We start from the raw sequence: 23363 nt of genomic DNA on the forward strand, positions 1-23363 counted from the left end.
GCTGCGCCGCCCCTAGCCTGAAGATGCCTAGCCAGGGGCGGCGGCTACGAGGACGAAGAACAGCTTTCCTTGGGTCGAGGCGCCGGCCAGCCGCCGCGCCTGACCGGCATCTGCCGCGACGACCATGAGGCCATCCGTCTCTCCGGCCGCGAGCCAGGGGCCTGCCTTGCCACCCTGGGCGGAGGTCCACAGTACGGGCACGGCGGCCGCCAGGACCTCGGATGTTGCCGGTTGGTCAAAGCCGTTGCCGGCGGACATCACCACGTTGATCAGTTGTCCTGGGGAGACCAGTTGGATGGAGGCCGGGTCCGCCATCCGGAGCGGCACGGCAGCCGAGCCCGGCGGGCTGCCGGCGAGCAGGCCAGGACCCAGGAGCTGCGCGTCGGAAATCAGCTGCCCCTGCCGCAGCGCTACGGCCAGTTGCTTCCCTTGGAGCGCCGCGGTGTTGCTGAAACTGCCGCCGGGCAGCAGGCCCTGAGGGATGTTGAGAACCCGCAGATCGTCAGCCTCGAGGGCCTTGCCGGCCGGTAGATCCCGGGCAGCGGCGAGGGCGACGACGGTGTCGGCCGGCGGCGGCGTGAGTTGCTGGACGGCGATGCCGGCGGCGACGCAGAGCAGGAGCGCCACGGCAAGCCGCCGGTTGCGGTTCAGCCACCCGGTCAGTCGGCGGCGCCTCAGCGGTCCGCCCCGGGGCCAGGATCCCGCCGGGCTTCCGGAGTGCGGCCGATAGACGCGCGGGCGGGGGGAGCGGCCGGCCGTGAGCACGGAACGAGTGCGGAAGACCGCACTCAGGAAGACCGCACTCAGGAATGGCGCAGGGAGCAAAAGCTTGTGCGGGGAAACGACGGTTCCGGCGGTGACCATACCGCCACGCTAGCCGTAGGCGCAACGCAGGTCCGGGGCGTGCAGTCCTATGTGGATAAGCAACGTGTGGATAAGCAACGGTCCGGGAGTCTGAGGAGGATCGGTACGGAAATTAGCGTTTGGCTCCTGTGCATGGGCGCTGAGGCGGCGCGAATACGGACATATCCGGTCCGTGGCGCTGCCGCCTCTTGCCATGGACAATGACAGAACGTGGACAATGGCAGAATACGGGGACGGCGCGTTCAGCGCCGGGGGCACGGCTGAGGCAGGCGGAACCAGGATGGACTGGGCAGGATGGGCGCTTTTCGGGATGCTGGCCACCAGCATTCTGACTGTGGTGATGATCGCCGCCCAGATGTCGGGGCTCACCAGGCTTGACCTTCCGCTGGTGCTCAGGCGACCTGGTGGCTCGGGACGTTGCTGGGACTGCTTCATTTCGCGGTGGCCCTGGGCGTGATCCTTCCGCTGCTGCCGGGAGTGCACCCCCGGATGGCATCGAGCCGGGCCGGTCCGGCCAGCAGATCAGGCTTGGAACCGCCGGGACTGCTCGGCCTCAATTACGGAATCCAGACGCCAGCGGTGGCCTTGGGCGCGCATCTGCTCTACGGCACTGTCCTTGGCCTACTACTTCAGGCCCGCTGACCGGGCCCACCCGCACCGGCCGTGCGAAGAGGCCGTGCGAAGAAAGGAGCCCAGCTTGGCTGATCAGGATCGCGTGGCCAGCCATCCCGCCCGACGGTGCCGATTGGGGATTACGGCCTGCTCGGCGATACCCGCACCGGCCTTCTCGTCTCCGGCGAGGGTGCGATCGACTGGTTCTGTGTCCCAGCTTTCGACGGCGAGCCTGTCTTCGGCTCGCTGCTGGGCGGCCCGGAAGGGGGAACCTTTCGTGCGGGTCCTGCCTTGCCCGCGCAGCGGGTAGGGCGCCGCTACCGTGACCAGTCCGCCACGTTGGAGACGGTGCGGGCCGTGGGAAACGGCAGGCTAATTCTGACCGAGGCGATGGTGTCCGAAGTAGCAGGACAGCTGTTGCCTGCCACGGTACTTATACGCAAGCTCTCCGCCGAGGGCTCCCCAGTGCAGGCTGTGATCGAGTTCGACCCGAGACTGGGGGAGGACCACCTTCGCCCGAGGACTCGTGCGGGCCAGAACCTGGTCTGCCAGTGGGGACCGTTGGCCCTATCCCTCAGCTCCCACCCCGGGATAGATCTTGGAACCGGGCGGCCTGTTCCTATCACGGTTGTGCCCGGTGAGCCGGTCACCCTGGTGTTGTCCGTTGCCTACGGCGAACCTCTCATCTACATCAACCCGGAAACCGCCTGGGAACTCGTTGAAGCGGACGAATCCCGGTGGCGAAGCTGGGCAGCGGAGATCGACCAGGACCTCCCGTTTCGGGAAGAGGTGGTGCGAAGTCTGCTGACACTTCGGTTGCTGACCTACTCGCCCTCGGGGGCACCAGTCGCCGCACCCACAACGTCCCTGCCCGAGGATGTCGGCGGGATCCGCAACTGGGACTATCGGTATGCCTGGCCGCGGGACGCGAGCATCGGCGTCGGTGCTTTTTTGTCAGTCGGCAAGATCGACGAGGCCCGCAGCTTCCTTGGCTGGTTGCTGCACGCCAGTCGGCTGCAGCGGCCCAGCCTGCCGGCTCTCTTTACGCTGACGGGGTGCCATGTGCCTATGGAGCGGGAACTGACGGGCTGGCCGGGCTATGCGGCCGGCAAACCCGTCCGGGTGGGCAACGGAGCCGCCAACCAGCACCAGCTCGACGGCTACGGCTGGGTTCTGGATGCTGCGTGGCTGCTCGTACTGAGCGGACACCGGCTCTACTCCGAAACGTGGCGCACGATGCGCGGATTCGCCGATTTCGTGGCGCGCCGATGGCAGGAACCCGACGCCGGGATCTGGGAGATCCGCGGAGACGCCGCCCACCATGTCCACTCGAAACTCATGGGCTGGCTCGCCTTGGACCGGGCGTTGCGCATCGGCGAGAGCCATCATCTGGGCCATCGGCAGCGGGAACGGTGGCAGTCCGTGCGGGACGACATGGCCCAGGAAATCAAGAGGAAGGGATTCAACTCCGACATGGGGAGCTACACGCGCAGTTACGGATCGGCCGACCTTGACTCAGCCCTGCTGGTGCTCCCTCTGCTCGGCTTCGAAGACGCCGCATCCGCTAGGGTGACAGGGACAGTCGACGCAGTCCGGCGAGAGTTGTCCGCAGGCGGTCCGCTTCTCTATCGGTACCCTCCGGGCCAGGACGGACTGCCAGGCTCGGAAGGCGCCTTCCTGCCGTGTTCGTTTTGGCTGGTCCAGGCTTTGGCTCTCAGCGGGAGGCCCACAGAAGCGTCTGAGCTCTTCACGGATCTGCTCCAGAGGTCAACGCCGTTAGGGTTGTACAGCGAAGAAATGGACCCCGCCAGTCAAACCCACCTCGGTAACTTTCCCCAGGCACTGACCCACTCCGCCCTCGTCCAGGCCGCGCTGGCGCTCCGTGACGCAGGCAACGCAGAGGCTTAGGGGCCGGCAGCGCTAGACCTGACGCCGGGAATAACGGCCGGGCTCGGCACCCCTGCCTTCCTGAACCGCAGTCTCTCCGGCGCCCCGGCTCACAGCAGGCTTGCCAGACACCATTTACGGGCGGGACATCCAGCCATAGTCTTGCTGTCATCACCGACAATCTGGAGGCTGCCATGGCAACAGCAATTATCGGAATCGGCAACATCGGTTCCCGGGTCGCGCGCAATCTTGTTCAGGGTGGCGAGCGGGTCATACTGGCGGCCAGCGACCAATCCGGGGCGGACTCGTTGGCGGGTGAACTGGGTGCGCTGGCGAGTTCGGCAACCGTTGCCGATGCCGTGTCGCAGGCGGACGCCGTCCTCTTCGCCGTATGGCTGGACACGGAGAAGGAACTCATCTCCCAACTGTCGGAAGCACTGACCGACAAGTTGGTCATCGACCCGTCCAACCCGATCGGGCCCGATGGACAAGGCGGCTTTACCAATACGCTGCCGGAGGGCGAATCGGCTGCCTCTGTCGTCTCAAGCCTGCTTCCAGCCGGCACCCATTTCGTGAAGGCCTTCGGCTCTCTGGGGGCTGACGCCCTCGGCTCGGCGGCCAATCGGCCATCCGAGCGGGCGGTTCTGTTCTATGCAACCGATGACGACACTGCGGCCGAAGCCGCCGAGAGGCTCATCAGCGCGTCCGGCTTCGATACGGTGAAGGTCGGGGGCCTTGAGGCGGCCGGCCGGATCGAGCTGATGAGGGGCGACCTGCATCAGCACGGCGGGCTCGGCGGAAAGCTGCTAAACGTCGACGAGGCCCGGGCAGCCCTCTAATACTTTGGTGAGAATTTCCGTACCGATCCTGCTCAGGCCCGGTCCGGAGCGGGCGGCGGTTGCCTAGCCCGCGGCGGCGGGTGCGGGGGCAGGAGCTGCCGCCGGGGTCGCAGCGGGGGCCGCTGCCGGGGGCACGGAGCTGCCCTTGGTGTCGCGGGAGTCGTTCCGGTAGAAGCCGGAGCCCTTGAAGACGACGCCGACGCTGTTGAACTTCTTGCGCAGGCTCCCCTGGCACTCGGGACAGGACGTCAGCGAGTTGTCGGTGAACGGCTGCACGATCTCGAAGGCGTGGCTGCAGTCCTTGCAGGCGTATGCATACGTGGGCACTGGAAATCCTCCTCAGGGACAAACGAGCAGGTCCCGTGCCGTCAAGGTCCGGAACACTGCCGATATGTCTATCGACGGGTTCCGTCCCTTAGCAGTCGCAGGGCCTGAGTGCTAATTCTATCATCCCGGGAATGTGGCTTCAGAGCAGCCGGATCAGCCCGCCCGGGGTCAGCGCGGCGGACACCTTCCGGTCGAACGACTCCGCCGGAATGCTCCTGGCGGGCAGCACCTCGGCGTCGTAAACGACTGCGGCGGTAGGCAGCGCAAGAGGAGGCCCTCCGCCGTCGTCCGGCTGGTTGTGGCCGGGCCAGATCGACGCCAGCCGCGCGAGGAACTTGTCGTAGTAGCCGCCGCCCTGGCCGATGCGGTTGCCGGAGAAGTCCACGGCGGTGGCCGGCAGGACGATGCCAAGGGCGGATTGCATGATCTCCGGCCCGTGGCGTTCCCCGACGGGTTCCCGGATCGGCGCGTAGCGGCTGCGGACAAAACCGGATGCCGGAGTCCAGTACACCCAGCTCAGTTCGAGGCCCGGCTCGCAGACCGGCAGCAATACATGGTGTCCGGCGTCGTGCAGGGCCGACAGAAGCGGCAGGGTTGGCGGTTCGCTACCCACCCCCAGGTAGGCCGCGAAGGTTCCCGTCCCGCCGCCGGCGAGTTTATTTGCCCACGTCAGGCCGTGCCTGGCAATGGCTGCACCCGCGGCGTCGAGCATTGTCGGTGAAAGCCCGGCGCGCCGCGTCCGGTGGCTGGCGCGGATCTCTTCCTTTGATGCCTTCAATGCCCGGCCCTCCACCTGTTGCAGTCCCGTGCCGAGCCGCGGCGTCGTCCGGGCTCATTGCGGCTGTAGCTAATTACCGAAAGTTTGGTACCTCCGTTAGATTAGTCGAGTGACTACACCAATCGCTTCCGTCCGCAAGGCCGTCATCCCCGCTGCGGGCCTCGGCACCAGGTTCCTTCCGGCCACCAAGGCCATGCCGAAGGAAATGCTTCCCGTCGTTGACAAGCCGGCCATCCAGTACGTCGTCGAGGAAGCCGTCAATGTCGGTTTGAGCGACATCCTGATGATCACGGGCCGAAACAAGCGTGCGCTCGAAGACCACTTCGACCGCGTCCCCACGCTGGAGGCCACCCTCGAAGCCAAGGGGGACACCGCCAAGCTGGAGTCCATCCAGGCCGCCAGCAACCTCGGCGACATCCACTACGTGCGCCAGGGCGATCCGTTGGGCCTGGGCCACGCCGTCCTGCGTGCAAAGCAGCACGTGGGCTACGAGCCGTTTGCTGTCCTGCTGGGCGATGACCTGATCGACGCCCGTGACGAGCTGCTCAGCACCATGATCGAAGTCCAGGCCAAGACGGGCGGATCAGTGGTGGCGCTGATCGAGGTGGACCCCTCCCAGATCAGCGCCTACGGCTGCGCCGACGTCCATGCGATCCAGGGCGAAGAGTACGTCCGGATCAACCACCTCGTGGAGAAGCCCGATGTTCAGGACGCTCCGTCCAACCTGGCCGTGATCGGCCGCTACGTCCTCCACCCGGCGGTGTTTGAGGTCCTGGAACGCACCGCGCCCGGCCGTGGCGGGGAAATCCAGCTCACCGACGCGCTTCAGGAACTCGCTGCCGGTGACGGCGAAGGCTATGGAGTGTACGGCGTCGTCTTCCGCGGCCGCCGCTACGACACCGGCGACAAGCTGAGCTACCTCAAGGCCTGCGTTCAGCTCGCCTGCGACAGCGAGGACCTGGGCCCCGGCCTGCGTGAATGGCTGCCCGAGTTCGCCTCCAGCCTCACCTCCAGCCTGACCAAGTAACTCCCGTGGGGGGCAGCTTCAACTGGCCGGTGACGCTGGAATGCGGCGACATCGTGCTGCGCCCGATCCGGTACCGGGACCGCAAGGAGTGGACGGAAGTCCGCTCCCGCAACAGCGAGTGGCTGGCCCCCTGGGAGGCGTCGAATCCGATTCCGGGGGGCGGTCTGCCCGACTACCGGCAGATGGTGCGCTCCCTCAAGGCCCAGGCCGCCCAGGCCTCCGCACTGCCGTTCGTCATCACGTCCAGGACGCCCGGTTTCCGGGAGCCGCTGATGGTGGGCCAGCTGACGGTGTCCTCCATAGTCTGGGGGTCGGCGATGATGGCCACCCTCGGCTACTGGGTGGACCAAGAGCGGGCCGGCCAGGGCATTGCCCCCACCGCCGTAGCGCTGGCCACCGACTACTGCTTCCGCACCCTCGGGCTGCACCGGATGGAAATCAACATCAGGCCCGAGAACGCGCCCAGCCTGCGAGTAGTCGAGAAGCTCGGGTTCCGGGACGAGGGCTACCGGCCGCGTTTCCTGCACATCAACGGCGAATGGGCTGATCACCGCACCTTCGCGCTGACCTCCGAGGAAGTGCCCGAGGGCCTTGTTGCCAGATGGCGCAAGGACCGCCCGTCGTGACCGGCCGGCCCCCGTACTGACCGGCCGGCCCCCGAGCTGACCGGCCGGAACGTCATAAATCAAGTCATTTGCCGGTTGCCTCGCGACACACCGGGGACAATGCGGGCCCGCCAGCCGTGTTGCTCATACCGTTTTGATTGTGGACTTCCCTCTTAGCAGCTCTGTGATCCTTGTCATTGCTGTTGCGCTCTGGATCGTGTGGGTGGCCCCCTACGTGCTCCGGAACGGACGCCACCAGTTGCAGCCTGCGGGCGAGCTCCTGGCGGATGTCGTCGACCTAGCAACAGCAGACCCCCAAGCCGGGAAAGTCATGATGATGACGCCCCAGCAGGAGAAACCGATGACCAGTACACAGCGCACCGTCCCTGCCGCGAGTCCCACAGAGTTCGACGGCGCCCGGCAACCGGCGGCGCCGGGACCGGTCTTCAGGATCCGCTACGGGCGCCTGGCCCTCGCGCTGGCAGGGTTGCTCTCCCTGCTCACAGGTGTCATCTCGGCAGCGCTGCGACTCTTCGGCCTGGGTTCCGCCTGGCTGCCCGCTGTGACTCTGCTGGGCGCCATCGGCGCCGTCGTGTTGCTCCGGCGGCTCGCCGTGCGTGACCGCAGACGTAAAGTGAAAGCGGCTTTCCGGTCCGCCATGAGCGAGCCTGCGAGAACGGCCCCGGTGCCGTCCGCCCAGCAGCGGACGGTTCCCCGCGAGCCGGCGAAGCGGGCGGAGAGTCCTCTCTTCGATGCCCAGGCCGTCGCTGCGTCGGCCGAGCCGGCCCCGAAACCGCTCACCGCCCTGGAACTCCGGCAGGCCGCTCTGGCCGAGGCCGCGGCGTCCAGTGACGAATCGGTCCGCGCGGGTCAGGGTCCCGCGTTGCCGGCGTCTGAACACGTCAGCTGGGATCCGGTGGAAGTTCCCAAGCCCACCTACGTGGAAGCGCCCAAAGCGGAGCGTGCAGCTCCCGAGCCGCTGGATCTGCCGGAGGCCCCCAAGGCTGTCGGCAGGCCGTCGCTCAAGCAGGGCCTCGAGCAGGCAGCATCGTCCGCGTCTCCCAGCGCCGACGCCGACTCGAAGCCCGTCGGGAAGGGCCAGCGCGCCTTGAGCAACCTCGACGACGTCCTCCAGCGCCGCCGCGCCTGAATCCTTCGTCCGAGCCCCGGGCAGTCCACCACGGCTGCCCGGGGCTTTCCTGTGGCCGGGGACTGCCCCGGAGAGCGTACCTGGCGGTAGCCTCGGGACATGACTCGAATCTGTGTGGCCGGCGGAACCGGCCAGGTGGGCCGCGAGGTAGTCCGCCAGGCTGTTGCCCGCGGACTCGCGGTGGCCGTCCTCAGCCGCAACCCGCCGTCGTCCCGTTCGTCCGCAGGGCCCGACGGCGCGGCGTATTTCCGCGGCGACGTCACCACGGGGGAGGGCCTGGCAGCGGCACTTGACGGAGCCGACGTCGTGATCGACTGTCTTGAGGGCAAGTCGGGCAAGGCCCTGAAGAACTTCGCCGACGGCGGGGCTCGGCTTCTGGCCGCTGCCCGGGACGCCAGGGTGCCCAAGGCCGTGGTGCTGTCCATCATCAATTGCGACGAGAGCAGTTTCGGGTACTACCGTTCGAAGGCGGCCAAGGAGCGGGTTTACGAGCGGTCCGGCCTGGAGACGGTCGCGCTGCGGGCGACGCAGTTCCATTCGCTGCTGGCGAGGATGTTCGCGGCCGGCTCCAGGGTCCGGATGATCCCGGTGGTGAAGGGCGCCCGGTTCCAGCCGATCTCGCCCTCCGAAGTAGCCACTGCCCTGCTCGACGCCGCGCTGGAGCCGCCAGCGGGCGTGCGGCACCGCGTCCGGACCATCGGGGGCCCGGAGATCGCGGGGATGGCAGAACTGGCGCGGGAATGGCAGCAGGCGAGTGGATCCCGGGGACACCTGGTGCGGCTGCCGCTGCCGGGCCCGATGGGAAAATACCTGCGGGAGGGCCTGAACCTGGTCCCCGAGGAGCGACACGGCAGCGAGACATTCGCGCGCTGGCTGGCAAAGAACGCAGATACTTTGTAGCCTAGGGACACCGGCAACGCCGTTCCTCCTGGACCGGCGTTGCTTCGGGGCTATAGCTCAGTTGGTAGAGCGCTTCGTTCGCATCGAAGAGGTCAGGAGTTCGAATCTCCTTAGCTCCACTGCAAAAGCCTTCTGACCTGCGGAGACGTTGGATTGGAAGGCTTTTCTCCTGCCCGATTTTGGGTCCAGCCGACGTTTACCCGACGTTTTGCGACGAATGGCCGTGGTGTCGGGGGAGCATCTGGATGGGACTGCCCCGGCGTGGTTCTTGACCTCCCAAACGATGCGTGTGCGTTGGTGAGGTCAGGGGAGGGACTTGGGAGAGTGCACCGACGAGAGTATTGGCCACAAGCTCCAGGTAGGCCGTGCCGTTGCGTTCTTCCAGTCCCCTCAGATAGTCGAGCATGCGCCCTTCCAGTGCACCGGGTCCTTCGGATTCCTCCGTGGCGAGCCGCGTCGGCGTGAGGGCTGCCAAATCCTAGTTGTCGTAGATGAGCCCCATTGTGCAACGCGACGCACCCCACCAGGGCCTTCAAGAAGCAATCCTAGCGCCAGCCGTAGGACTCCAGCGCGCGAAGCAGGGAAGCAGGGTCGGCCTTCAGATGGTCGACCGGGCGGGAGCCGGCAAGTGCCCTGGATGGGGTGAGAATCCAGAGGGTGAAGTAGCTATGTGGGTACCCAGTTCCATGGCTCTCCGAAAGAGCGCTGTGACGGTTGGTTGGAGTTCTCCGCCGGGGAGGAACTGAAATCCCGGACAGAAGGTTCCGTCGTCGATGAATACGCGGACGATCTTCCGCATGACCGGTTCGGGGTTTTCCATCAGTTCGGAGAGCCGGTGGCGGACCAGTTCCAGGGGCGGTAGCGTGAACTTCCTGGATCGCTGCCCGTCGGATCTCTCGCCCGCGCAGGACTACTTTGATGGCCGGATGGGCCTGAATGAACACCCATTGAGGTATCCGGTCACGGCGTCCAGATCAGAATGTCTGCTAGACGCAGGAGGGACAATGGGCGTCCGTCGGGGGTTTTCTTCGTCGCAGCCAGATCGGTAAGCCATCCCGAGTTCTCGCGTATGTCGTCCCAGAGTGCTTTGCGAACCGGCCCGGGGTGTTTAGCGCCATAGAACTCGTACACTCGGGAATCGATCAAAGGCACGATGTGCGGGCGGCGCCGGTGAAGGACCTTGGAAACCGTTACGGCGGTCCACCATTTGACCGACAGGGCTGCCGTGTTAGAAGCTGCCAGGCTTTCCACGGCCCGCTCCAACCCGGACAGTTCGTCGTAAGACTCAAAGCAGTCGGCGTCCCGCAGATTTACCAACGCTATGTCCAGTGACTCCCGGAGGCGCTGCGCTGGTCCGTCACCGTCCGTGAATAGCGGAATTACGTCTCGGGCGCTGAGTTGAAGGCTCAGGAGGTTCGCCATAAGCACGTCGGCTGGAGCAAGTGGGGCGTCAACCTCTCCTTGGTGATCGTAGGCATTGAAGGCATATCCCAGGGTCGTGGATGTGTAGCGCTCCAATTTTCCTTGAGCCGAAGTTTTCAATGAGGCTAAACTGCTCGACGCGATGACCATTCCCCCTGTGGTTGATGCCTGCGCTCAAGTCTGAACGCATCCGGTATTGACACGTTGCGTCCTGGAGAAGCGCCGGAAGCGAATCAAGCATAAGTGAGCGACCCTTGGAACATGCGTAACTGCAGTCCGAGGTCGAAGTTGGTCAGCAGTGTCAATGGCCAATAGTTTGTGCCCAGTGGGCAGTTCCGTGGCCGCCTATGGGCAGTTTTTCATGGCCGCCAACACGTGCACGAGGCCGTCAGTGACGTAGTCGGTGCGGTACGTTCCGCAGACCAGCCATAACTCCATTGCTCCCAGTCCTGCCTTGCATGGCTTCGGGTGCGAGTGCGTTTTGTCGTCTGCGTTGAACCATGCCATTACGTCGGGTCGTGGAGTCGTCGGGTTACCTGTCTCGGAGCGCGGAGATGTGGAACACCTGAGGAGGATTCCGCACTTTTAGGGCGACCACCTTTGGCGCTCCACGGTAAGACCGAAAGGGACCTCGTCGCTGATCTCGAGCGAAAACGACGACATGCTTTCCCTGGTGATGAGGATGCCGCCCCTACGCAACTTGATGGCTCGATCCCTTAGCCTTTGCTCGGCCTGTCCCAGCATGGAGTCCATGCTGACGCGGTCTGTGGCCGTGACCTGAAGAACCGCCTTATGGGTCTCGTTCATTGCATCCCCCGGTTTCGCGGGGAGAACAGCCTGATGCGGCGCCTTTGCTCGATGGCGGCGCCCGCGGCGACCAGACCGATGGGGCCGGCGCCGATCGCTGCAACGGGAAGATTCTTCGCTGAATCCATGGGTTCCTCTGTTTCATCCGTAGGTGATGCTGGTTCAGTTGGCAGGTGCCTGCCGGTCCCCGGTGGGACCGGCAGGCGGGAAGGTCTTAGCAGAAGTCTCGGCCGTCACCGCTGCCCGTGGTGGTCGCGAGGTTGGATTCCTTCGCGGCCCCGGTGGTTAGATCTCAAGGACCCGCGGCACCCCCGGGGTGAGCCATTTCAGGCGGTCAGTCAGGCCGGCTTCGGCAAATGAAGCGGCGATCCCGTCTTCCGTTTCCGTGAAGTGTTCCCACGAGGAGAAATGGATGGGCACCACGGCGTCGGCGCCGAGGACGGCAGAGAACTTCGCCGCGTTCGCGCTGTCCATGCTGATCATCTGGTCGCCGAGGATGGCGAACTTTGCCGCGCCGAGGTGCAGCACCGCTACGCCGACCGAGAACAGGTCGCCGATGCGGTCAAGGTCGCTTTCGTAGGTGGTGTCACCGGAGATGTAGAGGACCTTCTCTTCGCCGGGGACCCGGAGAATGAAGCCGACCACGTCACCCGCCGGACCATGATGCGCCGGTGTCGCTGTGATGATCACGGATTTGTCCCCCACAGAGAACGTGTGGCTGCTCCAAGGGGCGATACCAACCGCTTGGCCGCCCAGCCGTCCCGCGCCACTTTGGGTGGTCATGACGGGCTTCCCCTCCAGCAACCTCCTGCCGGCAGCGTCGAGGTTGTCCGGGTGCTCGTCGTGACTGAGCAGCGCGGCATCAAACGGCGGAAGTTCGCCTGCGGATATGGCCGGCTCAACGGTGCTCCGCAGGACCACCGGCCCGGACACATACTCAGTGGGGGCGGGGTCGAACACCGGATCCGTGAGGAATGTGAGGCCGCCGAATTCAACGAGCATCGTTGCGGTGCCGATATGCGTCAGGGTTGTCTGCATGGGTCTTCCTTAGAATCTTGAATTTCAACGTGCCGGCCTTTTGCCGCCACGTATAGGTCCACAAATGGGGCAAGTCTGGAGAAGCGATAGGGCGAGCTTGTAACTATACGGACGATCGTACAGTATAATTTTGGGGTAAGCGCACAGAGGAGAGATGAACATGGATGGCGGAACGGCCAGAGGCCTGAAATCGGGAAGAATCGAACCGCTCGGAACGACCGCCAAGGGCGCCGTCCTGAATGGGCGCGACACCCCGGATCGGGAGGACGTTTTGCGGCTTCTGGGCGAACACCTCGCTGACTTGTTCGCGACCTCCCCGCCGGAAAGCGTCCACGCCCTTGATCCCGCGGCGTTGGCCGGACCCAGCATCAGCTTCCGGACCGCGCGGGAGGACTCGCGGCTGTTGGGCTGCGCGGCGCTGAAGCACCTGGCCCCCGGCGACGCTGAGATCAAGTCGATGCGCACCGCGAATGCAGCTCGCGGGCGCGGCGTTGCCTCGGCGCTGCTCCGCCGCCTCCTGGCGGAGGCCCGGCACAACGACTACCGGCGGTTGTACCTGGAGACGGGAAGTCAGGATTTTTTCGCGCCGCGCGGCGGCTGTATGAACGGCACGGCTTCACGGACTACCCGCCGTTCGCCGGCTACATGCCCGACCCCAAGGGCGTCTCATGATCCTTCGGCACGACGCGGGGTAGTCTGCGCGGGAGCTGGCCGCGGGGCGCTGCCTAGCGGCCGGATAAGGACCGAATTCCAGGCCTTCGTCAGGTCCGCGGACCGAGCGGCGTGGTCGCAGTCCTCCGCCTACTGGGAAAGCTGGGGTCCGGTGGTCCTGGAATAACAATGCGCGGCCGGGGGTGCCGTGCCTCTGGTCATCTTTGGGGCAGGAAATGCCCCAGAGGGGTCGCATCACGGAGAGCCCCACAGGCCCGGAAAGAAACGGCGCCCCATAAATTGCTTGGCACCGGACAAGAGGATGGATTTAGATGCCGTTGGATCAGCTTTTCGCAATACTCGCCTGCGCACTTCTGGCTGGCCTGGCCGTCTTTCAGGTCGTGCTTATCGCCGGAGCTCCGCTGGGCAGGGCGGCGTGGGGCGGTCAACACCGCGTCCTCCCCGCAAAACTGAGAATCGGGAGCGCCGTATCCATAGCCGTGTATGCGCTCTTCGCGTATGCGGCGCTGGCCAAGGCTGGCCTGGTCCCGGTGTTGGTCAGCGAATCTTTTACTGCAATCACCATGTGGGTGATGACGGCATACTTCGTGCTCGGCGTCCTCATGAACGGGATCTCCCGCAGCAAACCCGAACGCCTCATCATGACCCCCACCACGATGGCCCTCGCGGCTATCTACCTCATCCTTGCGTTCCATTGATCTCCCCAACAATGGGGCGGTAGGACCGGCAGAGGGGTCGGCGTCTATTGACGCTCGAGGCCGACGTCGATGAGCCGCGCCACTGCATCGGGGTGCGTCAATGGGGGTGGTGGCCGGCGCCATCGATCACGTGGATGGGCACCGGATGCCCGTCGCGCCCAATCACGGCGGCGTGCTCCTTGTGCTCGAGCGTGGGAGCTCTTGTCGGCTGGGGGACGTCAGTTTTCGCCGGTGATTTGAGGGGGGCCGGGACGCGCCGGCGTTCAAATGGTGGGGGAGCGGCGCTCAATCAGTATGGTGTCGCGCCACCGTCCGGTAAGCGGCCCGTGGGTCATCCTGGCGATACGCTGCCTGCGCCCGATGACGACATAGCCGTTTGCGAGGTGGAGTCTGAGGCTGGCTTCGTTTTCGGGGAAGACACTGGCCTGGATGGTCCAGATCCCGTCACCCTCTGTGGAGTCTGCCAAGGCCCGCAGCAGCGCTGCGCCCAGGCCTTGCCCGCGTGCAACGGCTGCGATGTAGACAGAGTGTTCGACCACGCCCGAGTACGCGGGGCGGGCCGAGACGGGGGAGACGGCGGCCCAGCCAAGGATCCTGCCTTCAGCGGTTTCGGCGACGAGCCGGTGGCCGGGCAGTCTCGAGGTGTTGAACTGTTCCCAGTCGGGCGTTTCTGATTCGAAGGTGGCGTGGCCGGTGGCGATGCCTTCACGGTAGATCCGTTGCACGGCCGGCCAGTCGCCGTCGCACATGGGACGGATCGTGGCCGCGGACGCTTCCAGCGCGGTCACAAGTTGCTCAATCAAAAGCACGCTGACGGCTTGCGCCGCTGGGCCATCAACGGAGACATGTATCAGAGGGTCTGAAAATCCTTCTGTTTCGTTGCCCATGGAGATGGACTCACTTTCGTCGAAGGCGGGATCGTGATTGAGACGCGTCGTCGGATTGAGCCGTCTCCGGAAAAGCCGCCGAAGGTGTTGATCAATACCGATGGAGTGTTCGAGCAAGCCGGCGGTGGTCACTACCGTGGCGAACTCCCCGTGTAGATTCACCCCGGTTATCCGGGACAGGGCAGCTGCGGCGACGTTCTCACCGTCCAGGGCAGTGCGGTCGAAGGTGTGGGTGGCATCCAGGGGGGAAGAACACCCTGTAGCCGAGGTTGCCCCCGACTCGGGCGGTGGTCTCGCAACAGTGGTTGGTGGTGATTCCGCAGACGACCAGTTCCTCGATGCCGTTTTCCTGCAGCCAGGCGTGTAGATCGGGAGTGCCGTGAAAGCTGGAGTTGACGCTCTTGCGCACCAAGAGATCCGGGGTGCCGGTGATGATGTCCTTGAACGCGTTGCCTGGGTTGTCCGGGTGCAGGGGCGAGGACGGGGCGGTGGAGTCGTGGCGTACGAAAACGATGGGGCGGCTGGTTTCTCGCCACCGCGTCAGCAGGGCGGCGATGTTTGCCTCGCAGGAGGGGTTATCGCGCGGACCCCAGTAGGCGGCGTCATCGAAGGCCCTTTGAGCGTCGACGATCACCAGCGCGGCGCGGGGATCAAGGGTGAGGGGCGAGGAAGAAGTATTCACATTCGCGATTGTACTATACGATCGTCCGTATAGTTATCGACTTGGATTATCGCCCTCCCGGCTTGGGTGAAGCTGTGCGTTGAGGCCATTCATGCTCGGGTACCCGTATGCTCCTCACTACGTATGCCCTGGTGCCGGTCAAAAGCCGGGACGTTGAACTTGAAGATTCTAAGGACGAGACGTGGTTCATTTAATCCTGCTGATCTGTGGGAGTGTCAGGGTCGGTTCCATCAACGCGGCGGTCATCGCGACCGTTGCCGATCTGGTGAGGACCCCATTAGTCACCGATACTTACAACGGACTAGGTGGTCTTCCGCATTTCAATCCGGACCTGGATCACGATGCCCTCCCGGTGGAGGTCACAGAACTGCGGGCGGCAATTCGAGATACGTCTGCACTGCTGGTCAGCACGCCCGAATATGCTGGGGCGATGCCTGGTGCCCTCAAGAATCTGCTGGAGTGGACGATAGGCGGCGCCGAGATTTCAGATAAACCAACAGGGTGGATCAATCCATCGACAAACCCCCTCAGGGCGGAAAAGACATATGCTTCGCTGGCGACCGTTCTGGGGTATACGGGTGCGACCCTGATAGATGGCGCCTGCGTCGACGTCCCCGTACCCAGGCAATCCATCGATGAACATGGACTAGTCCGCGACGAACTGATTCGTCGATCGATGTCCGGAGCCATCGCGGCGCTCACCCAGGCCATCGTCTAGAAGCTCCCGGCAACGGACGGCGGGCCGCGATCACTCATTCTTCGGATCGGCCTTTGGCTGATGACCAAGTAGACGGAAGGGCGGCGCGGCGACACCCGAGTGGTGAGCCTTCATCTGGACGGTGGTTCCTAAACGCGGCCGGTGCGGAGGGCTCGGGCAACGTCAAATCGGGCACAGCCTTCCACCGCTATAGCTGCCAATTCCCAGTCGTAGACGACCCCTTAAATCTCGGCAAGCCACCGACCTGACGAGTCCTCCGCGATTGCGTATCTGGCGTGTGGGATGCCGGGTTCCATTACGTGTGGAAAGAGTGCGTCGTCGTCATAGGCGGGCCATCCGACGCTTCCGGGATTCAAGACGAGCGCGCCCGTGGAGAACCTCATCGACCGCTGAATGTGGGTATGGCCGCAGAGCAGGAGTTTCCTCTCCGACTCGTCTCCCAGACGATCCATGACTACTCTCTCGGTCGCGGGCCGCACCCCATCTGGGTCAACCTTCTCGAGCAAGTAGGTGAGGTCATAGGTGGCGAGCCATGGAATGCGAGGACGTCCTTGGAAATCTCCAACGGCGGGGGCAAGGCTTCGAACCCGTCCGAGTGTTCGGCTGTCATTGCGTCGCGGGCGAGGCGGTCCGCCAGGCCCATTTTGTCCGGGGAATCCGTGAGGACCTGACGCTCATGATTGCCCCGGACGGTTGGCAGATCCAGGGGGATGAGTCGATCCGCCGTCTCTTTCGGTTGGAGTACGCCCGATAGGATGTCGGCCAGATTCACGGTGAGATCGACGTCGCGGGCAGGCAGATCAGCCAGGTCAGCGTTCAGGGCACGCTGGTTTCCATGAACATCCGAGGTAACCGAAATTCGCATTCGCCATTTTTGTCCGTTTTGCTATGCGCGCTGGGCGTCCGCAAAGTGCCCACAAGCCCGTTGAATATGCCAGCATTCCTTTCGCGCATTGGGTCTGTCGCGATGAATCGAATGGAGGACGGCATCCGACACCAAAGTGGCCGCATCCACGTCCTGTGATTCCTCTGCGTGAAGAATCCCTTCACGACTGGGGGCGCCGGGCGGGATCCTAGCTTCGCATCTGAAACGCTCGGCGATATTCCATCGGCGCCACACCTTTGACGTCCCGGAATCGCTGGCGAAAAGTCACCGGCGTCGCGTACCCAACGGCCCTGGCAATCTCCGCTATGGACGCGTCGCTTTCTTCCAGCAGCTGGCTGGCCTCGTCGATGCGCCAGTTCATCACCCATTGATGGGGCGTCGTTCCAGTTTCGGCCATAAACCGTCGAGCGAATGTGCGCTCCGACATGCATGCGTTCCGGGCAAACTCTGCCACTGTCCGCGTTCGGCGGGGGTCGGCCGCCAATAACGACCGAACCACCTCCGAGGCTTCCCCGTCGGGTTCTTTCACGGCCACGGGGGAACGCACAAATTGTGCTTGCCCCCCCGCCCGATGGGGCGCCATGACCATCGATCTCGCTACCGTCGTTGCCGCTTGCCCGCCGCAGAGCATTCTTATGAGGTGGATGCTCAGGTCGATTCCCGCAGCGACGCCGGCAGAGGTCCATACGCGGTTGTTGCCGACGAAGAGCACCGACGGGTCAACGTGGACTTCGGGGTAACGTGCAGCCAGTGCGCTGGTTAGTCCCCAGTGGGTCGTTGCGGTCTCACCATTCAATAGGCCTGTTTCTGCCAAGACAAACGCACCCGAGCAGAGGGACGCGATAACGGCGCCGCGGCGGTGCGCTTCCGTGATCGCTCGCAGATACTTGGCGTCCGGGACCACGCTGGAGTTGCCCAGGCCTGGGATCAGGACGACGTCGGCCGTCTCAGCCCAAGCCAAGGGTGCGTCCGCGGCACAAAAGGCTCCTTCGGTAAGCGGAACGAGGCCGGTTTCGTCGGAACAGCGGCGGAGATCGATGGCCAGGGGCGGCGAAGAAAGGCGTTCTGGTGACCATGTTTCGGTGATGATGGCAACATCAAACAGCCGGGCGCCTGGAAGCAGGAGAAGGGCGACGGAGAGCATGAGATCAGTATATGGCTGGAAACCATCGGACAATGCCATGACTGCCACTCACCTGTGGCGAATGAGCGCAGGCAGAGTAGTACCCATGAATACAGCTGATTTGCATAATGCTACTCATACAAACGCAGCGCACATATCGGCGCAGAGGTCGCTGGCCAGCAGCTGTGATCTTCGACTGTCAACGAATGCGGCACTCATCGTCATCGACGTGCAACAGACTTTTGATGATCACAGCTACTGGGGAAAACGAGACAACCCGGACGCTGAAAAGAACATCCTCCGCCTGGTCGAACGCTGGCAAGAACGTGGGCTTCCCCTTGTCATGGTGACACACACGTCCGAGCGTCGTGAATCAACGTTTCACCCGGGCCGGAGTAGTTCCCAACTCAAACCATTCTTGGCTGGCGTCGAACCGACTTTGGCCGTCACCAAGACGGTAAATTCCTCATTCTATGGGTCACCCGACCTTGCTGACTGGCTCACCACCAGCGGAATTAAGGAAGTCGTCCTTTGCGGAATACAAACCAACATGTGCGTCGAAACCACGGCACGCATGTCCGACAACCTGGGATTCAGCACGGTTGTTGCCATCGACGCTTGCCATACTTTTGACCTTCTAGGGCCAGACGGTGTGGTGATGAAAGCGGCGGACCTATCTAAGGTCACAGCGACCAACTTGTGGGGTGGAGACTTTGCCGCCGTCGTGACGACCCAAACGATCCTTGAGAGTTTCTAGGGCAAGCTATCGCGCGCTGTCTATACACGCTAACCAATGGCCACAGCCGCAACGCGCCCTGAGGCCTCCGCCGGGAGCGCCACGGAACATCACCGGCCGTCCGGGCCACCTGCGCGGGCCGTAGCGAAGACTGGGACCACGAAATACCCGCCCTAAGCTTGATTTACCCGCCAAAACTGTTATCTCCATCACACCTTGACCGATCCGTGCGGCCCGCACTGCGCCCCCCGCCCGCTGCGACCGCCTGTGACAAGGAAGAAGCCTCATGTCTGAACGCACCACCTCGGCCGCTCCGGCCATTTCTGAATCTGACACTGCCGCCCCCACCCACGGTGACTCCGGCGCCGGGAACCGCGAACCGCACCTCGCTCGTGCCCTCGGCAACCGTCACATCCAGTTGCTCGCCATCGGTGGAGCAATTGGCACCGGCCTGTTCATGGGGTCCGGCAAGACCATCTCGCTGGCCGGGCCGTCCGTCATCTTCGTCTACATGATCATCGGCTTCATGCTGTTTTTCGTGATGCGTGCGATGGGCGAAATTCTGCTCTCCAACCTGAACTACAAGTCCTTCAGCGACTTCGCCGGCGACCTGCTCGGCCCCTGGGCCGGCTTCTTCACCGGCTGGTCCTACTGGTTCTTCTGGGTGGTCACCGGCGTGGCGGACATCGTCGCCATTGCCGGATACGTGGACAAGCTTGCGCCCGGCACGCCCCTGTGGATCCCGGCGCTGCTCACCCCCGTGGTTCTGATCCTCCTGAACCTCCCCACCGTGAAGGCGTTCGGTGAAGCGGAGTTCTGGTTTGCCATCATCAAAGTGGTCGCCATCGTGGCCCTGATCATCACCGGCGCGGTCATGATTGCCACCCACTTCACGTCCCCGAACGGCGCGGAAGCCAACCTGGCCAACATGTGGAACGACGGCGGCATGTTCCCGCACGGCATGTTCGGCTTCGTCCTCGGCTTCCAGATCGCCATCTTCGCGTTCGCCGGGATCGAACTGGTGGGTACCGCCGCCGCCGAAACCAAGGACCCGGAGAAGAACCTGCCGCGGGCCATCAATTCCATCCCGGTCCGTGTCCTCCTCTTCTACGTGGGCGCCCTGGTGGTCATCATGGCTGTCAATCCGTGGCGCACCATCGACCCCGCGAGCAGCCCGTTCATCGGCATGTTCACGCTGGCCGGGCTGGGGATCGCAGCAGTGGTCATCAACCTTGTGGTTCTGACCTCCGCCGCCTCCAGCGCGAACTCCGGAATCTACTCAACGTCCCGGATGGTTTACGGCCTCGCCCAGGACGGGAATGCGCCCAAGGCATTCGGAAAGCTCAGCACCCGCAAGGTACCGCAGAACGCGCTGCTGTTCTCCTGCATCTTTCTGCTGGCCGGTCTCATCCTGCTCTATTCCGGCGACTCCGTGATCGGCGCGTTCACGATCGTCACTTCCGTGGCCTCCGTGCTGACCATGTTTGTGTGGTCCATGATCCTGATCAGCTACATCGCCTTCCGCCTCCGCCGGCCGGCCTTGCACGAGGCTTCGGCCTTCAAGATGCCCGGCTCCGCCTTCATGCCGTACGTGGTGCTCGCGTTCTTCGTCTTCATGCTGGTGGCTCTGGCGCAGGCCGATGACACCAGCATGGCACTCTTCGTGACCCCCGTGTGGTTCCTGCTGCTGGGTGCGGCCTGGCACTTCAACCGGAAAACCCCGCTGCAGCAGGCCCGGATTGTGGAATGGAAGGCCGTCCGCTCACAGGAGGAGGTCCGCGCGGAGGCCTGATCCTAGCGCTGCGACAAAGGAGCGCTGATACAAGGTGAGCTGATGCAAAAGGAGCCCCGGCCGGATCTGAACTGCTCCCCGAAAGTTGGACTGAGAAATCAGTTCTGACTCTCGGGGAGCAGTCTTATGCATGCACGGAGTTCGTTTTCGGAGGATCAGCGCGAGGCCGCTGTAGCGTGGTTTGAGAAGGGCATCGCGGATAGCGCGGCCGCGAGGTTACTGGGCGTGTCTTGTGGACCGGTAAGGCTTCTCTATCGGCGATGGAAGATCCATGGTCGAGGAGCGCTGGGGCCAAGCCAACGAAAGAGGTGTACTCGTTCGAATTCAAGCTCGCATTGGTCGAACGCTTCATCGCGGGTGAGACTGCCCCGGATCTCGCGGCGGAGGTTGGCCTGTCCTCGCCCGGGTTACTGAAAAAGGTGGGCGCGTGAGTATCGCCGTGAAGGCCCGGATGCTTTGCGTCCCAAGCCTAAAGGCAGACCCAGGGCACCCGATGCCCCGCCGGCCGTGGAGATACCCGAGCTGGAGCGGTTGCGGCTGGAGAACGAACGGCTGCTGGCGGAAGTGGCTTACGTGGGAACATGGCGGGCCTTGAGTGCGCAAGAACGGCGGTGAGGCCTCAAGGCTGACTTTCCTCTCCCGGTTCTGCTGCAGGTGGCCGGTCTTGCCCGGTCGACGTTTTTCTATCACCAGACCCGCCTCCAGGCCCCTGATCCGCAAGAGGCGATCAAGACGGCGGTCACGGAAATTTTCCAGAAGAACCATGGCCGGTACGGGCACCGGCGCATCCTCCCCGAGATGCACAAGCAAGGGTGGACGGTCGCGAAGAAGACCGTGCTGAAGCTGATGCGTTCCCTGCGGCTCGTCTGCAAAGTCCGGCGGAAGAAGCGTTACAACTCCTACCAGAGCGAGTAGGGCAGGGTCGCCCAGAACGGACTGAACCGGGAGTTCGAAGCTGACGCCCTGAACCGGAATTGGGTAACGGATGCGACTGAATTCAGCCTCGTCGACCGGAATCTCTACCCCCACCAGTCATGGACCTCTTCGACCGGCAGATCATCTCCTACTCCATTGGAACGTCGCCGAACCTGGAGCTCACCACCACCTCACTGCGCAAGGCGCTGGCCACGCTCTAGGGCGGGCAGCAACCGCCCGTGCATTCGGACCAGGGCTTCGAGTACCAGCACGCCTCGTCGCGGAACCGTCTGCAAGGCGCCGGTGCGATCCAGTCGATGTCACGCAAGGGCAACTGCTACGAAAACGCCGTGATGGAGAACTTCCTCGGCCACCTCAAGGAAGAGCTCTTCCACCGTATCCGGTTCCTCAGCACCGACGCGCTGGCAGCCCAGCGGAAGGAATACATCCGCTGGTACAACTCCGAACTGATCTCGACAAAGCTGGAGGGCATGAGCCCGGTGCAATACCGGACTCAGGCCCTCGCGGCTTAGGGTCTTACTTGGCCAGTCCAATTTTCGGGGACCAGTTCAATCATCCGGCCGGGGCTCCTTGTCGTGCTGTGCCGTTGTGGTGCTGATATCCATGGAGACAGTATCCGATGCGGGCCAGCGAATCGACACATAGCCGGTAGGTCAGGAATCTCAGATTCTGTTCGAGGCAGCTGCGAACGTCGTGGCGGAGCCGATCAGGTGCAATGGGCACTTCCACCCGACTCCGAGCGCGATTGGTCCGTCAAGTCATCCTTCATCTGACTTTTAGGGCCTCTGGAGAGGTGCGTGGCTGCGATGAGTGCAGCGGTTCCGGTGACGGCCGCCATGGCGTAGGCCATGGAGGTGTGGCTGCCGAGCCAGGTTGCGATTGCTGAGCCGGCTGCCGGGGCGAGGGCGGCGGCGGCCGTGAGGGGTTCAGCGAAGCTTCCTTGCAGGGTGCCGAGGCTCGTTGTTCCCCACCGGTCGGCCACGATGGTGGCCTGCAACAGGGTGTGGCAGCCGCGGGCGGCCCCGGCGAGCATGCCGGCGGCGATCAGGAGGGGTGCCGGTCCTGGCAGGAGAGCGAGCACGAGGATGGCACTCGTGGCGGTTCCGGTGATGACAGATAGACGTGCAGTGGCGGGGATGGCGGCGAAGAGCAGACTGCCACCGACCTCTCCTGCTCCGACAAGTCCGAAGCCGAGCGCGGCGGTGGTGTAGTCGGCGCCCTTTTCCATGAGGACAGGGATGAGATTCAGCGTCACAGCGTAGAGCCCGAGGCACAGCAGGACCATCAGGGCCTGCAGGCCGATGAATGCGGGGCTGCGGCGGATGAGTCTGAGCCTGGTTCTGTCGGTGGCGGTGTGGTCCCGGTGTAGGGCCGGGGTCCATGATCGGTTGAGGTAGCGGGCATGCAGGGGAACCGTGATTGCACCGAGCAGGCCGGCGAGGACCAGGAAAGCGGCCCGCCAGCCGATGCTGTTGCTGAGCGCGGCGGTGAGTGGGGCGAAGATGGTGGAGGCGAATCCTGCGGTGAGTGTCAGGATGGTCAGTGGCCGGACCCGGTCCGGGCCGTACCAGCGGCTGATCACGGTGAACGCCGGCTGGTACAGCACTGCGGCCTGAGCGGTGCCGGCAACCAGCCAGGCCGCAAAGAACACAGGCAGGTTTGGTGCCAGTCCCACCAGGATCAGGGCGAGCACGCCGGTGAGGGAGCCCGCGACAATGAGGGTGCGCGGTCCGGTCCGGTCCAGGGCACGGCCGACGAGGATGCCGACGGCTGCGGAGACGAACAGCCCAGCGGAGAAGGCGCCGGTGACGAGGGCAGGGTCCCAGCCGGTGTCCATGCTGATCGGGTGAACCGCTGCGGGCAGCGCGTAGTAGAGCACGCCCCCTCCGGTGGTCTGGGTGATACACAGCGCGGCCAGTCCGCCGCGCGGCGCACCCTCCGCAACCAGTGCCCGGGATATCGCCGGGGCAGTCATTT

At 64.1% G+C, this 23363-nt stretch carries 25 protein-coding genes, 1 tRNA gene and 1 pseudogene; 16 read left to right on the forward strand and 11 right to left on the reverse strand.

Annotated elements, in window-relative coordinates; genetic code table 11:
• Nucleotides 1–27: 27 nt before the first annotated feature.
• Entirely contained in the window at nt 28–864 is an 837-nt protein-coding gene (locus tag ABIB26_RS07125) for an RcpC/CpaB family pilus assembly protein (protein WP_354240866.1), read from the reverse strand.
• A 417-nt stretch (nt 865–1281) separates the two neighbouring features.
• Between ABIB26_RS07125 and ABIB26_RS07130 the strand changes: the two genes are divergently transcribed.
• The 3 genes from ABIB26_RS07130 (at nt 1282) to ABIB26_RS07140 (ending at nt 4202) form a co-directional block, all read left to right on the forward strand.
• Nucleotides 1282–1506, forward strand: coding sequence for a hypothetical protein (locus ABIB26_RS07130; protein ID WP_354240868.1), 225 nt, complete (start codon nt 1282–1284; stop codon nt 1504–1506).
• A gap of 96 nt (nt 1507–1602) precedes the next feature.
• Nucleotides 1603–3384, forward strand: a complete 1782-nt coding sequence (locus tag ABIB26_RS07135; RefSeq protein WP_354240870.1) for a glycoside hydrolase family 15 protein — start codon at nt 1603–1605, stop codon at nt 3382–3384.
• Nucleotides 3385–3557: 173 nt separating this feature from the next.
• A complete protein-coding gene (locus ABIB26_RS07140; RefSeq protein ID WP_354240872.1) occupies nt 3558–4202 on the forward strand; it encodes an NADPH-dependent F420 reductase in 645 nt (214 codons plus the stop codon).
• 63 nt (nt 4203–4265) lie between these two features.
• On the opposite strand, the gene ABIB26_RS07145 is transcribed toward ABIB26_RS07140, so the two are convergent.
• Nucleotides 4266–4529: an FmdB family zinc ribbon protein gene (locus ABIB26_RS07145; protein WP_354240874.1), complete on the reverse strand. Its 264-nt coding sequence runs from the start codon at nt 4527–4529 to the stop codon at nt 4266–4268.
• 139 nt (nt 4530–4668) lie between these two features.
• Nucleotides 4669–5307: a 5-formyltetrahydrofolate cyclo-ligase gene (locus ABIB26_RS07150; RefSeq protein WP_354240876.1), complete on the reverse strand. Its 639-nt coding sequence runs from the start codon at nt 5305–5307 to the stop codon at nt 4669–4671.
• Nucleotides 5308–5416: 109 nt separating this feature from the next.
• On the opposite strand from ABIB26_RS07150, the gene galU reads away from it, so the two are divergent.
• The 5 genes from galU (at nt 5417) to ABIB26_RS07175 (ending at nt 9108) form a co-directional block, all read left to right on the forward strand.
• On the forward strand, nt 5417–6334 hold the full coding sequence (gene galU, locus ABIB26_RS07155) for a UTP--glucose-1-phosphate uridylyltransferase GalU (protein ID WP_354240878.1): 918 nt from the start codon (nt 5417–5419) through the stop codon (nt 6332–6334).
• A gap of 5 nt (nt 6335–6339) precedes the next feature.
• A complete protein-coding gene (locus tag ABIB26_RS07160) occupies nt 6340–6960 on the forward strand; it encodes a GNAT family N-acetyltransferase (protein ID WP_354240880.1) in 621 nt (206 codons plus the stop codon).
• 163 nt (nt 6961–7123) lie between these two features.
• Nucleotides 7124–8089 (forward strand): hypothetical protein, encoded by a 966-nt coding sequence (locus tag ABIB26_RS07165; protein WP_354240881.1) that lies wholly within the window; start codon nt 7124–7126, stop codon nt 8087–8089.
• Between the two features lie 99 nt (nt 8090–8188).
• On the forward strand, nt 8189–8989 hold the full coding sequence (locus tag ABIB26_RS07170; RefSeq protein ID WP_354240883.1) for an SDR family oxidoreductase: 801 nt from the start codon (nt 8189–8191) through the stop codon (nt 8987–8989).
• A gap of 46 nt (nt 8990–9035) precedes the next feature.
• Nucleotides 9036–9108 (forward strand) — tRNA-Ala (locus ABIB26_RS07175).
• 841 nt (nt 9109–9949) lie between these two features.
• On the opposite strand, the gene ABIB26_RS07180 is transcribed toward ABIB26_RS07175, so the two are convergent.
• Nucleotides 9950–10561, reverse strand: coding sequence for a DUF6308 family protein (locus tag ABIB26_RS07180; protein ID WP_354240885.1), 612 nt, complete (start codon nt 10559–10561; stop codon nt 9950–9952).
• Between the two features lie 942 nt (nt 10562–11503).
• A complete protein-coding gene (locus ABIB26_RS07185) occupies nt 11504–12256 on the reverse strand; it encodes an MBL fold metallo-hydrolase (RefSeq protein ID WP_354240887.1) in 753 nt (250 codons plus the stop codon).
• A 235-nt stretch (nt 12257–12491) separates the two neighbouring features.
• Between ABIB26_RS07185 and ABIB26_RS07190 the strand changes: the two are divergent.
• A pseudogene (locus tag ABIB26_RS07190) lies at nt 12492–12928 on the forward strand (GNAT family N-acetyltransferase).
• Nucleotides 12929–13239: 311 nt separating this feature from the next.
• Complete coding sequence (locus ABIB26_RS07195; protein ID WP_354240889.1) at nt 13240–13626, forward strand: hypothetical protein; 387 nt, start codon at nt 13240–13242, stop codon at nt 13624–13626.
• A 263-nt stretch (nt 13627–13889) separates the two neighbouring features.
• On the opposite strand, the gene ABIB26_RS07200 is transcribed toward ABIB26_RS07195, so the two are convergent.
• Together ABIB26_RS07200 and ABIB26_RS07205 are read right to left on the reverse strand one after the other, a co-directional pair.
• Complete coding sequence (locus ABIB26_RS07200; RefSeq protein ID WP_354240954.1) at nt 13890–14375, reverse strand: GNAT family N-acetyltransferase; 486 nt, start codon at nt 14373–14375, stop codon at nt 13890–13892.
• A 337-nt stretch (nt 14376–14712) separates the two neighbouring features.
• Entirely contained in the window at nt 14713–15195 is a 483-nt protein-coding gene (locus ABIB26_RS07205; protein WP_354240891.1) for a cysteine hydrolase family protein, read from the reverse strand.
• A 181-nt stretch (nt 15196–15376) separates the two neighbouring features.
• Here ABIB26_RS07205 and ABIB26_RS07210 point away from each other — a divergent pair, with 181 nt between their 5' ends.
• The gene (locus ABIB26_RS07210; RefSeq protein ID WP_354240893.1) at nt 15377–15913 is read left to right on the forward strand and encodes an NADPH-dependent FMN reductase; all 537 of its coding nucleotides are present in this window, start codon (nt 15377–15379) and stop codon (nt 15911–15913) included.
• A 221-nt stretch (nt 15914–16134) separates the two neighbouring features.
• On the opposite strand, the gene ABIB26_RS07215 is transcribed toward ABIB26_RS07210, so the two are convergent.
• The 3 genes from ABIB26_RS07215 to ABIB26_RS07225 form a co-directional block, all read right to left on the reverse strand.
• A complete protein-coding gene (locus tag ABIB26_RS07215) occupies nt 16135–16365 on the reverse strand; it encodes a metallophosphoesterase family protein (RefSeq protein ID WP_354240894.1) in 231 nt (76 codons plus the stop codon).
• A 2-nt stretch (nt 16366–16367) separates the two neighbouring features.
• Nucleotides 16368–16778, reverse strand: coding sequence for a metallophosphoesterase family protein (locus ABIB26_RS07220; RefSeq protein ID WP_354240896.1), 411 nt, complete (start codon nt 16776–16778; stop codon nt 16368–16370).
• Between the two features lie 208 nt (nt 16779–16986).
• Nucleotides 16987–17982: a GlxA family transcriptional regulator gene (locus ABIB26_RS07225; RefSeq protein WP_354240898.1), complete on the reverse strand. Its 996-nt coding sequence runs from the start codon at nt 17980–17982 to the stop codon at nt 16987–16989.
• 46 nt (nt 17983–18028) lie between these two features.
• Between ABIB26_RS07225 and ABIB26_RS07230 the strand changes: the two genes are divergently transcribed.
• The 5 genes from ABIB26_RS07230 (at nt 18029) to ABIB26_RS07250 (ending at nt 21898) form a co-directional block, all read left to right on the forward strand.
• Nucleotides 18029–18679: a cysteine hydrolase family protein gene (locus ABIB26_RS07230; RefSeq protein ID WP_354240900.1), complete on the forward strand. Its 651-nt coding sequence runs from the start codon at nt 18029–18031 to the stop codon at nt 18677–18679.
• Between the two features lie 265 nt (nt 18680–18944).
• Nucleotides 18945–20450 carry a D-serine/D-alanine/glycine transporter gene (gene cycA, locus ABIB26_RS07235; RefSeq protein WP_354240902.1) on the forward strand — a complete coding sequence of 502 codons (1506 nt, stop codon included), beginning with the start codon at nt 18945–18947 and terminating at the stop codon, nt 20448–20450.
• A gap of 308 nt (nt 20451–20758) precedes the next feature.
• Nucleotides 20759–20881 carry a hypothetical protein gene (locus ABIB26_RS07240; protein WP_354240904.1) on the forward strand — a complete coding sequence of 41 codons (123 nt, stop codon included), beginning with the start codon at nt 20759–20761 and terminating at the stop codon, nt 20879–20881.
• 223 nt (nt 20882–21104) lie between these two features.
• Nucleotides 21105–21365, forward strand: coding sequence for an IS3 family transposase (locus ABIB26_RS07245; protein WP_354240906.1), 261 nt, complete (start codon nt 21105–21107; stop codon nt 21363–21365).
• Nucleotides 21366–21604: 239 nt separating this feature from the next.
• Complete coding sequence (locus tag ABIB26_RS07250) at nt 21605–21898, forward strand: IS3 family transposase (protein ID WP_354240908.1); 294 nt, start codon at nt 21605–21607, stop codon at nt 21896–21898.
• A gap of 194 nt (nt 21899–22092) precedes the next feature.
• Here ABIB26_RS07250 and ABIB26_RS07255 read toward each other — a convergent pair whose 3' ends face one another.
• Nucleotides 22093–23361 carry an MFS transporter gene (locus ABIB26_RS07255; protein WP_354240910.1) on the reverse strand — a complete coding sequence of 423 codons (1269 nt, stop codon included), beginning with the start codon at nt 23359–23361 and terminating at the stop codon, nt 22093–22095.
• Nucleotides 23362–23363 lie beyond the last annotated feature (2 nt).

It is taken from the genome of Arthrobacter sp. UYEF20 (assembly GCF_040546335.1).
GTDB lineage: Bacteria > Actinomycetota > Actinomycetes > Actinomycetales > Micrococcaceae > Arthrobacter.

Coding starts and splice junctions, on each gene's coding strand:
- ABIB26_RS07140 (WP_354240872.1), top strand. CDS start 3,558: ATGGCAACAGCAATTATCGGAATCGGCAACATCGGTTCCCGGGTCGCG.
- ABIB26_RS07200 (WP_354240954.1), bottom strand. CDS start 14,375: ATGTGCGACGGCGACTGGCCGGCCGTGCAACGGATCTACCGTGAAGGC.
- ABIB26_RS07195 (WP_354240889.1), top strand. CDS start 13,240: ATGCCGTTGGATCAGCTTTTCGCAATACTCGCCTGCGCACTTCTGGCT.
- ABIB26_RS07215 (WP_354240894.1), bottom strand. CDS start 16,365: ATGGATCGTCTGGGAGACGAGTCGGAGAGGAAACTCCTGCTCTGCGGC.
- cycA (WP_354240902.1), top strand. CDS start 18,945: ATGTCTGAACGCACCACCTCGGCCGCTCCGGCCATTTCTGAATCTGAC.
- ABIB26_RS07185 (WP_354240887.1), bottom strand. CDS start 12,256: ATGCAGACAACCCTGACGCATATCGGCACCGCAACGATGCTCGTTGAA.
- ABIB26_RS07230 (WP_354240900.1), top strand. CDS start 18,029: ATGAATACAGCTGATTTGCATAATGCTACTCATACAAACGCAGCGCAC.
- ABIB26_RS07180 (WP_354240885.1), bottom strand. CDS start 10,561: ATGGTCATCGCGTCGAGCAGTTTAGCCTCATTGAAAACTTCGGCTCAA.
- ABIB26_RS07255 (WP_354240910.1), bottom strand. CDS start 23,361: ATGACTGCCCCGGCGATATCCCGGGCACTGGTTGCGGAGGGTGCGCCG.
- ABIB26_RS07170 (WP_354240883.1), top strand. CDS start 8,189: ATGACTCGAATCTGTGTGGCCGGCGGAACCGGCCAGGTGGGCCGCGAG.
- ABIB26_RS07220 (WP_354240896.1), bottom strand. CDS start 16,778: ATGCGAATTTCGGTTACCTCGGATGTTCATGGAAACCAGCGTGCCCTG.
- ABIB26_RS07225 (WP_354240898.1), bottom strand. CDS start 17,982: ATGGCATTGTCCGATGGTTTCCAGCCATATACTGATCTCATGCTCTCC.
- ABIB26_RS07125 (WP_354240866.1), bottom strand. CDS start 864: ATGGTCACCGCCGGAACCGTCGTTTCCCCGCACAAGCTTTTGCTCCCT.